Origin of the sequence: Pseudomonas sp. NFX224, assembly GCF_048565165.1 — a bacterium.
GTDB lineage: Bacteria > Pseudomonadota > Gammaproteobacteria > Pseudomonadales > Pseudomonadaceae > Aquipseudomonas.
Map to the genome: position 1 here is coordinate 1,390,125 of NZ_CP183416.1, position 13,174 is coordinate 1,403,298.

Annotated in this window: 14 protein-coding genes and 1 pseudogene; 7 read left to right on the forward strand and 8 right to left on the reverse strand. The window is 59.4% G+C overall.

Annotated features, from left to right (window positions below):
• Nucleotides 1-14: 14 nt before the first annotated feature.
• Both ACNYC6_RS06145 and ACNYC6_RS06150 read left to right on the forward strand, forming a co-directional pair.
• Nucleotides 15-2,069, forward strand: coding sequence for a S9 family peptidase (locus tag ACNYC6_RS06145; protein WP_419711540.1), 2,055 nt, complete (start codon nucleotides 15-17; stop codon nucleotides 2,067-2,069).
• Nucleotides 2,070-2,188: 119 nt separating this feature from the next.
• Entirely contained in the window at nucleotides 2,189-2,662 is a 474-nt protein-coding gene (locus ACNYC6_RS06150; RefSeq protein ID WP_338585244.1) for a cyclic nucleotide-binding domain-containing protein, read from the forward strand.
• Here the strand turns inward: ACNYC6_RS06150 and ACNYC6_RS06155 are convergent.
• Complete coding sequence (locus tag ACNYC6_RS06155) at nucleotides 2,659-2,949, reverse strand: hypothetical protein (protein WP_419711541.1); 291 nt, start codon at nucleotides 2,947-2,949, stop codon at nucleotides 2,659-2,661. The two genes, ACNYC6_RS06150 and ACNYC6_RS06155, sit on opposite strands and share 4 nt — an antisense overlap.
• A 95-nt stretch (nucleotides 2,950-3,044) precedes the next feature.
• Here ACNYC6_RS06155 and ACNYC6_RS06160 point away from each other — a divergent pair, with 95 nt between their 5' ends.
• The 4 genes from ACNYC6_RS06160 (at nucleotide 3,045) to ACNYC6_RS06175 (ending at nucleotide 5,216) form a co-directional block, all read left to right on the forward strand.
• Entirely contained in the window at nucleotides 3,045-3,731 is a 687-nt protein-coding gene (locus tag ACNYC6_RS06160; RefSeq protein ID WP_414919870.1) for a spermidine synthase, read from the forward strand.
• A gap of 48 nt (nucleotides 3,732-3,779) precedes the next feature.
• Nucleotides 3,780-4,151: a YajD family HNH nuclease gene (locus ACNYC6_RS06165; RefSeq protein ID WP_007944009.1), complete on the forward strand. Its 372-nt coding sequence runs from the start codon at nucleotides 3,780-3,782 to the stop codon at nucleotides 4,149-4,151.
• Between the two features lie 135 nt (nucleotides 4,152-4,286).
• On the forward strand, nucleotides 4,287-4,757 hold the full coding sequence (locus ACNYC6_RS06170) for an RNA methyltransferase (RefSeq protein ID WP_007911337.1): 471 nt from the start codon (nucleotides 4,287-4,289) through the stop codon (nucleotides 4,755-4,757).
• A gap of 81 nt (nucleotides 4,758-4,838) precedes the next feature.
• Complete coding sequence (locus ACNYC6_RS06175) at nucleotides 4,839-5,216, forward strand: YgaP family membrane protein (RefSeq protein WP_419711542.1); 378 nt, start codon at nucleotides 4,839-4,841, stop codon at nucleotides 5,214-5,216.
• Nucleotides 5,217-5,308: 92 nt separating this feature from the next.
• On the opposite strand, the gene ACNYC6_RS06180 is transcribed toward ACNYC6_RS06175, so the two are convergent.
• Both ACNYC6_RS06180 and ACNYC6_RS06185 read right to left on the reverse strand, forming a co-directional pair.
• Nucleotides 5,309-6,538 carry a hypothetical protein gene (locus ACNYC6_RS06180; protein ID WP_419711543.1) on the reverse strand — a complete coding sequence of 410 codons (1,230 nt, stop codon included), beginning with the start codon at nucleotides 6,536-6,538 and terminating at the stop codon, nucleotides 5,309-5,311.
• A 36-nt stretch (nucleotides 6,539-6,574) separates the two neighbouring features.
• Nucleotides 6,575-7,024 (reverse strand): YcgN family cysteine cluster protein, encoded by a 450-nt coding sequence (locus tag ACNYC6_RS06185; protein ID WP_419711544.1) that lies wholly within the window; start codon nucleotides 7,022-7,024, stop codon nucleotides 6,575-6,577.
• Nucleotides 7,025-7,189: 165 nt separating this feature from the next.
• Here ACNYC6_RS06185 and ACNYC6_RS06190 point away from each other — a divergent pair, with 165 nt between their 5' ends.
• On the forward strand, nucleotides 7,190-7,783 hold the full coding sequence (locus tag ACNYC6_RS06190; RefSeq protein ID WP_419711545.1) for a nitroreductase family protein: 594 nt from the start codon (nucleotides 7,190-7,192) through the stop codon (nucleotides 7,781-7,783).
• A 77-nt stretch (nucleotides 7,784-7,860) separates the two neighbouring features.
• Here the strand turns inward: ACNYC6_RS06190 and ACNYC6_RS06195 are convergent.
• From ACNYC6_RS06195 to ACNYC6_RS06215, 5 genes and pseudogenes are all read right to left on the reverse strand, one after another.
• A pseudogene (locus ACNYC6_RS06195) lies at nucleotides 7,861-8,247 on the reverse strand (group II intron maturase-specific domain-containing protein); the annotation flags it as partial.
• A gap of 409 nt (nucleotides 8,248-8,656) precedes the next feature.
• Nucleotides 8,657-9,589 carry a D-2-hydroxyacid dehydrogenase gene (locus ACNYC6_RS06200; protein WP_419711546.1) on the reverse strand — a complete coding sequence of 311 codons (933 nt, stop codon included), beginning with the start codon at nucleotides 9,587-9,589 and terminating at the stop codon, nucleotides 8,657-8,659.
• A 121-nt stretch (nucleotides 9,590-9,710) separates the two neighbouring features.
• Entirely contained in the window at nucleotides 9,711-10,004 is a 294-nt protein-coding gene (locus ACNYC6_RS06205) for a YcgL domain-containing protein (RefSeq protein ID WP_419711547.1), read from the reverse strand.
• Nucleotides 10,001-11,134, reverse strand: coding sequence for a ribonuclease D (gene rnd / locus ACNYC6_RS06210; RefSeq protein WP_419711548.1), 1,134 nt, complete (start codon nucleotides 11,132-11,134; stop codon nucleotides 10,001-10,003). The genes ACNYC6_RS06205 and rnd overlap by 4 nt, the downstream gene beginning before the upstream one ends.
• A 172-nt stretch (nucleotides 11,135-11,306) precedes the next feature.
• Nucleotides 11,307-12,956, reverse strand: a complete 1,650-nt coding sequence (locus tag ACNYC6_RS06215; RefSeq protein ID WP_419711549.1) for a phosphoethanolamine transferase — start codon at nucleotides 12,954-12,956, stop codon at nucleotides 11,307-11,309.
• Between the last annotated feature and the right edge of the window lie 218 nt (nucleotides 12,957-13,174).

Here is a 13,174-nt window from a genome sequence, read left to right on the forward strand (position 1 = left end):
TCCGAGAGTCCTCCATGCCCCTATCCGCCAACATTTGCGACGCCCCGATCGCCCACAAGGCCGAAGGTTCCGACCCGTATGCCTGGCTGCAGGAGCGCGACACCGCTGCGGTGCTCGACTACCTCAAGGCTGAAAACAGCTATCAGGACGCACAAACCGCCGATCAGGCCGGGCTGCGTGAAACCCTGTTCGAGGAAATCAAGGGCCGGATTCTCGAAACCGACCTGTCCCTGCCCTCGCCGTGGGGCCCGTATCTGTATTACACGCGCACCACGGCGGGCGACGAATACGCCCGCCACTACCGCTGCCCGCGCCCGGCCGATGACAGCCTGACTCTCGACGAAAGCCGGGAACAACTGCTGCTGGACCCGAACGTGCTGGCCAATGGCGGTTTCTTTGCCCTGGGCGCGTTCAGTATCAGCCCGGACCACCAGCGCCTGGCCTACAGCATCGATTCCTCAGGTGATGAGATCTACACGCTGTTCGTGAAGGAATTGTCCGACGGTCGTGTCAGTGAACTGGAATTCCAGGACTGCGACGGCAGCATGACCTGGGCCAATGACAGCCTGACGCTGTTCTTCGGCGAACTGGACGACACCCATCGCCCGCACAAGCTGTACCGCTATCGTCTGGACGGCACCGCGGCCGAAGAAGTGTTCCATGAGCCGGACGGCCGCTTCTTCATGCACTGCTATCGCGCCAGCTCCGAGCAGCAACTGTTGCTGTCCGTGGGCAGCAAGACCACCAGCGAAGTCTGGGTACTCGACGCCAACCAGCCACAGCAAGCCTTTACCTGCATTGCGCCACGGGTCGAGGACCATGAGTACGACGTCGACCACGGCACCCATGATGGCCAGTGGACCTGGTTCATCCGCACCAACCGCGATGGCATCAACTTCGCCCTGTATACCGCTGTCGATACTGGCTCGGCGCCGATCGAAGCCGATTGGCAGAACCTGATCCCCCACAGCGACACCGTGATGATTGATGGCATGAGCCTGAATGCAGCCGCCATGACCCTCAGCCTGCGTGAAGGTGGCCTGCCAATCATTGAAGTCCATCCGCAAGACCTGCCGAGCTACCGAGTGCAATTGCCGGACGCGGCCTACAGCCTGCACGTGCAGAACAGCCTGGAATTCGTCAGCGAGCGGATTCGCCTGCGCTATGAAGCGTTGAACCGTCCGGCGCAGATCCGCCAACTGCAACTGAGCAACGGCGAACAGCAAGTGCTCAAGCAAACCCCGGTGCTCGGTCCGTTCGACGCCGACGCTTACGTCAGCCAGCGCCTGTGGGCCACCGCGCCTGACGGCACGCAGGTGCCGATCAGCCTGGTGGTCAAGCGCGAAGCCCTTGGCAAACCGGTGCCGCTGTACCTGTACGGCTACGGCGCCTATGGCGAAAGCCTTGACCCGTGGTTCTCCCACGCACGCCTGAGCCTGCTCGATCGCGGCATGGCGTTTGCCATTGCACATGTGCGTGGCGGCGGTGAATTGGGCGAAGCCTGGTATCGCGCCGGCAAGCAGGAGCACAAGCACAACACCTTCAGTGACTTCATTGCCTGTGCCGAACACTTGATCGCCAATGGTTTTACCACCGCGCCACAACTGGCAATCAGTGGTGGCAGTGCCGGTGGCCTGTTGATCGGCGCGGTGCTCAACCAACGTCCGGAGCTGTTCGGTGCGGCGATTGCTGAAGTGCCGTTCGTCGACGTGCTCAACACCATGCTCGACCCGGAGCTGCCACTGACCGTCACCGAATACGACGAGTGGGGTAATCCTGAAGAACCGGACATCCATGATCGGATCAAGGCTTACGCCCCGTACGAAAACGTCACGGCACAAGCCTATCCGGCCACCTTGGTGATCGCCGGCTACAACGACAGCCGCGTGCAGTACTGGGAAGCGGCCAAGTGGGTGGCGAAATTGCGCGCGACCAAAACCGACACAAATCCGCTGCTGCTCAAGACCGAACTGGGCGCCGGGCATGGCGGGATGAGCGGTCGATACCAGGGATTGCGTGACGTAGCACTCGAATACGCATTTTTGTTCAAGGTTTTGCGGATTGCCTGAGGAACTTGGCAATACAACAATGATCCCCTGTGGGCCCCAGCCTGCTCGCTCCTACAGGGGGGATTGTGGTGGTTTCAAAATCAAGCCCGTAACAGACACAACAAAAAAGACCGCACGACATGTCAGAACCAACTTTACTGAACAACGAAATTCGCGACTGGCTGATGGACTGCGGTCTGTTCAACCAACTGCTGCCGGCGGATTTCGCCGCCGCTTCGGGCTATTTCAGCATCAGCACCATTGCCCAGGGCGAACAGATTTTCCAGGAGGGCGATGCCGGTAGCTTCATGTGCATCATCCATACCGGTCAGGTGGCGGTACAGAAATCCACCGCCGACGGACAACGGGTGACCATCGCCACCCTGCGCAGTGGCCGTTCGTTCGGCGAAATGGCGGTGCTTGACGGCGAACGTCGTTCGGCCAGTTGCGTGGCGGCGAGCAACTGTCAGTTGCTCAATCTGGGCAAGGATTCGCTGGAAAAGATGCTCAACGACGCTCCGAAAATAGCCGCCAAGATCATCCGCGCCCTCGCCGTCTCCCTTTCCAAGCGCTTGCGCATGGCCGATGGGCAACTGCTTTCGCAACAGGTTTAACCGCCGGGTGATTTGACCTTCGGCGGATTCTGCTCGATCCCCGGCACCGGCTGATCCTTGGTCGGCGGGCTCGGCATTTCGATAGGCACCAACGGCGGACCGCCACTGCCCGGGCCGACTTTTGGCATGGGTGCGGGAGTGATTTGCGGATACGGCGTGGGGGTCGCGGTGCCGGGCGAACCGGGTATCGGCGCGGGACTGACGGGCGAAGTCTGTAGCGTCTGGGCCTGCACTGCAGTAATCGAGAGCGCGGCCAGGGCAATGACCGTTAGAATGGTGCGCTTCATCAATGGCTCCGTTGGCCTTGTTGTCATTTGCAGGCTACTCCCAACTGCGTCCGTTTGCCTTCCCCTGTGCTGCCAATTTTCTTCAAGTGAGCCCCATGAAACGTTTCGTTCTGCTCGATACCGCCCCTATTCCCGAGAACGGCGGTGCCCTGTGCCTGTTCGAGTACGGCGAGGATTTCGTCATCAAGATCCAGGGTGGCGACGGCGGGCAACTGATGAACACGCGCATGCACGGCTCCGAAGATGCCCTGGCCGAGATTCCTTGCCGCAAGGTCGCCGGCCGGCCGAATTCGCGGGTGTTGATCGGTGGCCTGGGCATGGGTTTCACCCTCGCGTCGGCGCTCAAGCACCTGGGTAAGAGCGCTGAAGTGGTGGTCGCCGAGCTGGTACCCGGTGTCGTGGAATGGAATCGCGGCCCTTTGGGCGAAAAGGCCGGAAACCCGCTCCAGGACCCGCGCACGGTGATCCGCATGGAAGACGTGGCCAAAGTGCTGCAAGCCGAGCCGCAAGGCTTCGACGCGATCATGCTCGACGTCGACAACGGCCCCGAAGGCCTGACGCAGCGGGCCAACAGCTGGCTCTACTCCGCTGGCGGCCTGAGTGCCTGCGCCAAGGCCCTGCGACCAAAAGGCGTGCTGGCGGTCTGGTCGGCCAGCGCAGACCGCCAGTTTTCCGACAAACTGAAAAAAGCCGGGTTCAAGGCCGAGGAAGTGCAAGTCTTCGCCCACGGTAACAAGGGCACCCGCCACACCATCTGGATTGCCGAGAAGCTCAAGGGCTGAGCTAAACTGCGCTTATACCGTCATTAGTCATTTAACAAAGGTGAACCCATGAGTTCGTCCACCCCAACCAACACGTCGAAGCTGGACCGCATCCTCGCCGACAACCAGCGCGACAAGGAAATGGGCTACCGCGACAAGGCCCTGAAGATGTACCCGCACGTGTGCGGCCGCTGCGCCCGTGAATTCTCCGGCAAGCGCCTGAGCGAACTGACCGTGCACCACCGTGACCATAACCACGACAACAACCCGCAGGACGGTTCGAACTGGGAGCTGTTGTGCCTGTATTGCCACGACAACGAACACTCGCGCTACACCGACCAGCAGTATTTCGGTGAAGGCTCGCTGAGCACGCCGAAAATCGCCAAGGCCACGCATAACCCGTTTGCCGCATTGGCCGGGTTGATGAAGAAAGAAGACTGAAGATTTTCAGCGCCTGAACCGGCCTCATCGCCAGCAGGCTGGCGATGAGGCCGCGCCTGCACCGCCAATCTCTGATCTGACCGCAGCTCCCCAATCCCCGTATAATCCCGCTTTTTTCCAAAAGGCACCCCGCTCGTGGCAGACAAACGGTACAGCTGCATTGGTTTGTATAACCCCAAATCACCGGAGAACGTCGGTTCGGTGATGCGCGCCGCTGGCTGTTATGGCGTGGCGTCAGTGTTCTACACCGGCAAGCGTTATGAACGCGCCGCCGACTTCGTCACCGATACCAAGCGCGTCCACTACGACATCCCGCTGATCGGCATCGATGACCTGAAGAAAATTCTGCCGCTGAACTGCGTACCGGTCGCCGTGGAACTGGTCGAAGGGGCACGCCCGTTGCCCGAGTACACTCACCCGGACCGCGCGCTGTATATCTTCGGCCCGGAAGACGGCTCGCTGGATAAAGAGATTCGCGACTGGTGCGAAGACGTGGTCTACATCCCGACCACCGGTTGCATGAACCTGGCCGCCACGGTCAATGTCGTGCTGTACGACCGCATGGCCAAGGGCCTGAATACTCGCTCGGGGCCGAAATTCCGCTGAGAGGCCGCACATCCGATGGAACAAGCTGCCCGCCTGCGCAGTCAGCTTAACTATCGATTACTTCCTGCCTGGAGACAGATCATGAGCGAACTCAAACGCGTAGAACGTATCGAATCCACCCCGTTCCAGACCCACTCCGAGCAGAACGTCGAGGGCTGGGAACGCATCGGTTCGCTGGCCGGTGGCGTGGTGATGGTCGGCAAGGGCCTGCGTCGCGGCGGCATCTTCGGCTTGATTCAAGTGGCCATCGGCGGCGTGGCCCTGGCCCGCGGCATAACCGGCCACAGCTCGGCGAAAAGCCTGCTGGAAAAAAGCCGTCAGGACATGAACAACGTGCGGGCGAAGATTCAGCGGGCGGGTGAAGAATTGAAGGCATTGAAGGCCAATGCCGAGGCGGCGACCAAAACCGCGACGGTCACGGGGAATGATTCGTTGAAGTCGCCGAAAACCGGGGTTTGACCTTTAAAAGCAAAAGATCGCAGCCTTGGGCAGCGCCTACGGGGGTACGCAACCCCATACAGGCACTGCCGAAGACTGCGAACTTTTGATCTTTACTGAAGCAACCCGGTATCCAGGACTTTTGAAGATTCGCCAATAACACTTTCCGAAAGCTGCACAAATTCCTTGGTATCAATGCTCTCCAACCGCATTGCCCCGCGCATCACATCATCCAGCGAACGCTTGTTGCGCGTCTTCAAGCGAATCTCGCGGTCCAGTTCCTGCAACAGCACCACCGCTTTTGAAACCTGCGCCGGGCTGACCTGCTCGCCGCGCAGCGTGGTGACTTTCTGGCCGTCCTTGACCAAGCGACGGTGTAATTGATCGTAACGCTCGTCGCTCATGCCTCCGGCACGGCGCACCAGTTCAATGGCGTAATACTCGGCAAACCCTTCGCTGATCCAGTCACTGCGCTGCTTGTCGTTGATCCGCCCGAACAACTGCGCCAACTCCCGCACCAGCGCACTGCTGCCGCTTTCGCTGACCAGCGGTAAACGGCTGTTCAAGTAGATCGATTCTCGCGCGGCCAGGCTGCCGCGCCACATCGGATCGTTGGCGCCGACAATCAACAGCTTGGTGGGATGTCGAGGGAACACGGCTTGCACTTGCGGCCAAACGAACGTCAGCAAGGTGAGCACATCCATGCGGCGCATGCCCTGCCCTTGCGGTGAGGCCACGGTCACTTCGGTTTCGCCGAGACGGGTGCGACGGCTGCCAAGGTTTCCAGCGAGCATCCAGCCCGTGGGCCGGTCGAACAGACGGGAAACGTTGTCGATGCGGAACTTGTTTTTGCCGATTCGCGGCCAGGCGGTTTCGACGCTTTTCCAGCCGTCGGGCAATTCGAATTCGAGGCGTGACACCAGTTCGATGCCGTCCTGCTGATCGAGTCTGGCGGGAGGAACCAGATCGTCGCCGCGCATCAATGCCCAGTTCGGCGTCATGCGCGTATCAAAACTACCGGTTTTGCGGCCATGGCTGATACGGACGCGGTAGGTCAGGCTGGCCTTGTCAGCGGCCGGGTGCCAGACGCCACGGCTCTGTTTGCCCGGAGTCAGTTGCCATTGGCCATCGGCCTTGAAATCGCTGTAATGACTGCCGTCGCCGAGGTCGAAGTCCAGGCTGCGGACCGCCGAGCCCTGCGCCAAGGTCAGGCGCACTTCAGCCTGATCGCTTTGCGGCAACAGGCGCACGTGGTAATCCAGATCGACCTTCTTCGCCGCCCACACGGGCGAACTCAGGGTCAGCAACCCAACGACCAGTGCCCGCCGCCATCCCACAGCCATACACACTCCTTGGTGAACCCTTGACTCGTTCGGCGTTTAACCTGCGCGGAAAATCAGGTGATCTTCCCAATCATCTTCCGGCACGCTGCCTTCGGCGAACATACGCCCGGATTGTGAAATACGTTCGTGATGCACGGCATCGCGGTCGCCGCAGACCAGGTGATGCCACAGCGGCAGATCCTTGCCCTCGCTGACCAGGCGATAACCGCAGGTCGGCGGCAGCCATTTGAATTGATCGGCCTTGCCGGGCGTGAGCTGGATGCAGTCAGGCACAAAGTCGCGACGGTTCGGGTAATCCGTGCACTGGCAGGTTTTCAGGTCCAGCAGTTTGCAGGCGATACGCGTGTAATAGACGCTGTTGTCGTCTTCATCTTCGAGTTTTTGCAGGCAGCACAAACCACAACCGTCGCACAGCGATTCCCATTCCTCCTGATCGAGTTGATCGAGGGTTTTGCGTATCCAGAACGGTTCTACTTTGGCGGCCATGGTTCAAGCATCAACATCAGGTGGTGAAAAGGCCGCCAGTCTAGTGCCCGCAGGCCCGCGGGCCAAGCACTGGCGACTGCCGGTAGAACGCACTTGTCAGTTATTACGTCGCCAAGTAGGGTTTCGCGACGCCAATCACGTTCAAACGTAGCAAGGAATCTCTTGATGAGTGCTAACCCACGCGTTGCCGATTACGCCATTCACCCCCAGTTCACCGATCGCTGGTCGCCCCGCGCCTTCACCGGCGAAGCCATTCCCGAAGAAACCCTGCTGAGCTTCTTCGAAGCCGCGCGCTGGGCGCCATCGGCGTACAACTCGCAGCCTTGGCGCTTTCTTTACGCGCGCCGCGACACGCCAAACTGGGAGCGTTACCTGGGCCTGCTGAATGAGTTCAACCGCAGCTGGGCGCAACACGCTTCGGCACTGGTGATCGTGATTTCCAAAACCACTTTCGCAGTACCTGGCGCCACTGAAGAAACCCCAGCCCTGTGGCACACCTTCGACACCGGTTCGGCCTGGGGCCACCTGGCGCTGCAAGCGAGCCTGAGCGGCTGGCACACCCACGGCATGGCCGGCTTCGATCAGGAATCGACCCGCAAAGCGCTGAACATTCCTGAAGGTTACGCACTGCACGCCGCCGTAGCCGTCGGCAAGCTGGGCGACAAAGCAACCCTGGCGGATTACCTGCAAGCCCGAGAAGAGCCAAGCCCGCGTCGTCCGTTGAGCGAGCTGGCGGCGGAAGGTGATTTCACCCTCTAAATCGAGTAGGAGGCGGATTCACATCCGCCGTCCTCTCACACCACCGTACGTACGGTTCCGTATACGGCGGTTCAGGTTTAGCGGTTAAGCCGGGTTATCGTATCCAGTATCGAGACCAGCCCGAGTCGATCCCATAGTTTCTTCGGCAGCGCCTGATTCATATGGGGGGCTCCGGAGTTCCACCAAGGGCCTCGACCATTGAATGCCGAGTTACAAGCACGCGCCTCGTTGAGTCCCAAGCGCATCAAGTTGCGGGCCCTCGTAGAGGGCTGCTTCCATTGGCGCCAGATGATACAGCGAAGTTTATGTCGCACCCACCCATCCAGTGTCTCAAGTGCCCGCTTGCTCTGACTTAGCTTGAAATAGCCTGCCCAACCGCGCAGTACGGGGTTTATCCGTTCGATGACGTTCACCATCTTGCGGCTCCGCGTTGCACGCAGCAGGCTACTAAGTCGGTCGCGCAAACCTGCAGATCTCCCAGGGTAATTCGCGCGACCTTCCTGCTTATGCCTGTCGGATCTACGTCACAGCGTTCCGTGCAAGTATCGGGCTCTGAAGATGCTTGCCTTCTTACCCCGCTGCGCCGCCTCTATCCGCTTCCTGTTCGTCAGGCCAGCAATTTGCCTCGGGCTTCCTTCAGATTCGCAGTCACCCGCGACACCCTTGCCTCTGGCTAACACTTCCCCTTGCCGGGTGTGTAGAGGACTTTCACCTCCAAGTCACCAGCGAGGCCACCACAGCCAAGCTGGTTGCGCTTACGCGCAACGCGCCATCCCTGGCGCACAAGCAAAAAATCGCAGCCTTCGGCAGCGCCTACAGGTGTACACATAACCCTGTGGAGCTGCCGCAAGCTGCGATCTTTTTCGCTGCGCCTCAATACCCGCGAGCGAAATCCACTTCCCCGCGCAACGCCTCACCCGCCTCATACGCCCGCAGGTTCTCGACAAACAGTTTCACCATCAAGGATGGCGAAGTCGGTGCCGAGCTGTGGCCGGTCAGCAACAGGCCCCAGGCCGTCCAGAACGGATGACGTTGCGGAAGCGGTTCCTGCCGGCAGACGTCAATCACGGCTCCCGCCAGATGCCCTTCTTTCAAGGCGTCCACCAAGTCCGCATCGACCACCGCCACACCGCGCCCGACGTTGATGAACAACCCCGTCGGCTTGAACTGCTTGAACAGCGCTGCATCGTAGATGTCGTGGGTGTTCGGCGTATTTGGCAGCAGATTGACCACGTAATCCACTTGCCCCACCAGACGCGGCAAATCCTCGAGCGAACCGACTTCGACAAACGGCGCAAGCTCACGGGCGCTGCTGGCGATTCCGTACAGCTCGACGCCGAACGGCACGAGGAATTGCGCCACGGTCTGGCCGATGTCGCCAGTGCCGACGATTAACACCTTGCGCCCCGACAGGCTTTGGCCATGGCGACCGTCCCACTTGCGCTCGACCTGGCTGACCAGTCGCGCCAGTACTTCCCGCTCGTGACCGAGCATATAGGTGAGCACGTATTCGGCCATCACCTGACCGAAAATCCCCACGGCGCGGGTCAGGCGATAGTGGCGGGGCAAGCCGTCGGCCAGCAGCGGCGTGATCCCCGCCCAAGTCGATTGCAGCCACTGCGGTTGGTGACCCTGACGCAACAGCGTCGCCAACAGGTCAGGTTGACCGAGCCAGACCGGGCACTCAGCGGCCTGACGGGCCAGTTCAGCGGAGTCGCCGCTGGTCAGCACTTCCAGTTCCGGCGCTGCCTCGCGCAGCAATTGGGCGTACACAGAGTGGTCGTGTTCAGCAATCAGAACGCGCATGCTTCAACCTTAAAAAAAAACGCTGCAAACGGCAGACGACGCAGTATCCCTGCGTCGCCACGGCCATCGCCAAAATCATTCCAGTGTTTCACAGAGGCCCTGAACAGGACCTGTCTGCCGATTACATCGGGTCGTTGCGACGCAGCAACTCTTCCGGCAAGTGCTCGATGTACTCATCTTCGGCCGGCGGCATTTGCAGGTGATAGCCCTGCGTCTCAAGATTTCCCAGCACGACGGCGATGTCCTCGCGCGACAGTTTGCGCTCGGGGGTCAGTACCAGGTCGAAGGCGTGGATGGCTTTGCCGAACGCGGCCATCAAGGTTTCCGGTACGCGCTCCAGAGCATCGCTCTTGAGCACATAGAGGTACATCTCGTTTCTCTTCGAACTGCGGTAGATGGAGCAAATACGTTTCAAGGCTGTTCTCCGGCGGTGGCCAGGCTGTCGAGCAGCGCCTGGCCCATCAATTCGCGGCGCCAGCCACGCAGCGAATCAGGCAATTGGTAGGGACCATTGGGGTAGCCGCTTTTGAGCAGCGCTTCCAGGGTTTTCTTGCGCAGCATCAGCTCAGGCGCAATGTTCAGGCGCTCGCCCTCGGCCTGGCCGATGGCCTTCAGCTGTTTGAGCAGCGCGGCGGCGTCCACCGGCAATGGCTCCGGCACGGCTGGCGGCCATTGATCTGGCGACACACTGCCAGAGCGCTTGATCAGATCAAGCAGAAACTCACCGTCCTGACGCACGGTACGCGGGTGCATGTCTTCGATTTTCGCCAACGCACCGAGGTTGTCCGGCTGTGTGCGCGCCAGTGGCCACAGCGAATGCTCACGGATGATGCGGTTGCGCGGCAGGTCACGGGCACGGGCTTCTTTCTCGCGCCAGGCGCAGAGTTCACGCAGCACGGCGAGTTGGGCGAGGGACAGTTTCCAGGCGAGCTTGGCGTCGCGATAGACCTCGTACGGGTCGGTCTCGCGGCGCAGATTGGCCACCAGTTCAGCACCGTCTTCCAGCACCCAGGCGTATTTGTCGTCGGAAAGCTTCGGACGCAGCTGTACGAAAACTTCCGCCAGATGCACGGCATCTTCGGCGGCGTAGCTGATCTGGGTTTCCGAAAGCGGACGTTGCAGCCAGTCAGAGCGGGTTTCGCCCTTGGGCAGATCAATGCCGAGCACTTCCTGCACCAGCCGCGAATAACCCATCGAGAAACCGAGGTTCAGGTAAGCGGCGGCCAGTTGCGTATCGAACAATGGCGCCGGCAGGCTGCCGGTCAGACGCAGCAGGACTTCGAGGTCTTCGCTGCAGGCATGGACAACTTTGACCACTGCCGGGTTTTCCAGCAACGCGGCCAAGGGCTGCCAATTGTCGATGGTCAGCGGATCAATCAGGTAAGCGCGTACGCCATCGCCCACCTGCAACAAGCCGGCGATCGGATAGAAGGTGTCGACCCGCATGAATTCGGTGTCGAGGGCAACGTAGGGCAACTGCTGCCACTCGGCGCAAAACCGGCCGAGGCTATCGTTGTCGCGAATCCAGTGAATATCGATGGCCACACGGCTCTCCCTTGAAGAATGGCGCGCAGTATATATCGCCCCCGGCGATTTCCGCGCATCCACTGAACAAGAGCTTTAGCGAAAACACCTGACATTCGCAGAGAATAGCCCTCCCGCCGCGGATTAACCTCTCTGGCGGGACTTCTGAAGGTCGATTAAACCGTCGATAGCGTCATTTGTCGGCCAACACACCGTCGATGACCGCTCCACGGCATCCGGCAAACATATCCAGGTCCTGATTGTAGACCTTGGTGTTGACCTCCAGCAGCCCCAGCATCGAGTGGAACAGGTTGTCCTGGCTCAGGGGCTTTTCACGGCTCAGTTGCAAGCAGTGGGTGTCCACGGAGAACGACTTCTGATAACTGTCGGAGAACCAGGCCAGCATTGCCACATGTTTCTGTTGATCCGGCGCCAGCATGTAAGGCGTGCCGTGGAGGAACAGGTTGTACTCACCCAGTGACTCGCCGTGATCCGACAGGTAAAGCATGGCGGTATCGACTTTGTCCTGATTGCTGCGCAGCAAATCGATCAGGGTCGACAGCACGTGGTCGGTGTAAACCAGCGTGTTGTCGTAACCGTTGACGATACTTTCGCGACTGCAATTGTTCAGCGCATTACTTTCACACACCGGGGTAAAGCGTTCGTATTCTTTCGGGTAGCGCTTGAAATACTCAGGGCCGTGACTGCCCATCTGGTGCAAGACCAACACCGTGTCTTTATCCAGGTTGTCGATAAAGTGCTGCAGCCCTTGCAACAGGATTTCATCACGACATTCACTGTTGGCGCACAACACCGGGTCTTTCAGGTTGCTGACATCATCCAGCGTGACCCGATCACAAGTGCCTTTGCAGCCCGACTGATTGTCACGCCAGATCACATCGAGACCTGCACGCTTGAGCACGTCCAGCAGGCCTTCTTCATTCTTCGCCTTGCTGGCGTTGTAATCCTTGCGCCCCATGTTGGAAAACATGCAAGGCACAGACACCGCGGTCTCCGTCCCGCAGGAATGCACGTCAGTAAAAGCAATGAGACCCGACTCTTTATCGAGTTTTGGCGTGGTGTCTCGGTTATAGCCGAGGATGCCGAAGTTCTCGGCTCGGGCACTTTCGCCCACCACCAGAACGGTCAGGGACTTGCGGCTGTGGTTTTGCAAGGCGGGGTTTCGCTGGGCATCTTCACCGAGCTGGGTGAACGGTTGCTGCGCAGACGCGACCTGTTCACGCAGGTAACCGAACGAGGCGCCTATGTAGTTACTCGGCACCACCATAAGCCGCAACTCATGGTGATTGCGGAACAACGAAGAAAGTCCTTGATAGTTAATCAACGCGACACCACCAATGACGGCCATCGATGCAACACTGACCAGCACCTTACTTAATAGCTCACGGTGCCAGCGACGATAGTTGATCGGGGTTTTCCACAACAACCACGAGGGCAAAATACCGAGGAGCACAATATAAAAAAGCAACTTGATCGACAGCAAATCGCGAACTTCGGTGGCATTGGTTTCGGCAAAGTTGCGAAACATACCGGCATCGATCAAGACGCCATATTGGCTCATGAAGTACGCCACGCCGGCACTGACCATGAACAGCACAGTCAGGACTGGCTTCAGGACGGGCCGGAACGCTAGCAGGGTCAGCACAATGTTGAACGCCGCGAGAATCATCGCGCCGAAAGCCACACGCATGACGATGCCTTTACCGTCGGCTGCGGTGATATCGAACAGATGCCGCCACAATACAAAATTGAAAGCGGTCAATAAAAAGGCGCTGACAATGAGTGTCACCCACTCCGGGCGCACGGCTTTAATCTTCAACATGATGATTGGCTGTTCCTGAAAAGAAGTGCCGTCGATAAATGTGAAAATTTCATTTACCGCGACAGCACTAACTTTAGGCAGCCGACCATCAATTTTTTGTGAAAAAGAAGCCAACGATTAGTTGGCCTCGACGATTCATCTGAAACTTTCCACTTATTTGAGAATGGTTCAGCTCGGGTTCAGGCCAAGTTGCCAGTCAAGCCTGCCTCAGGGGACAT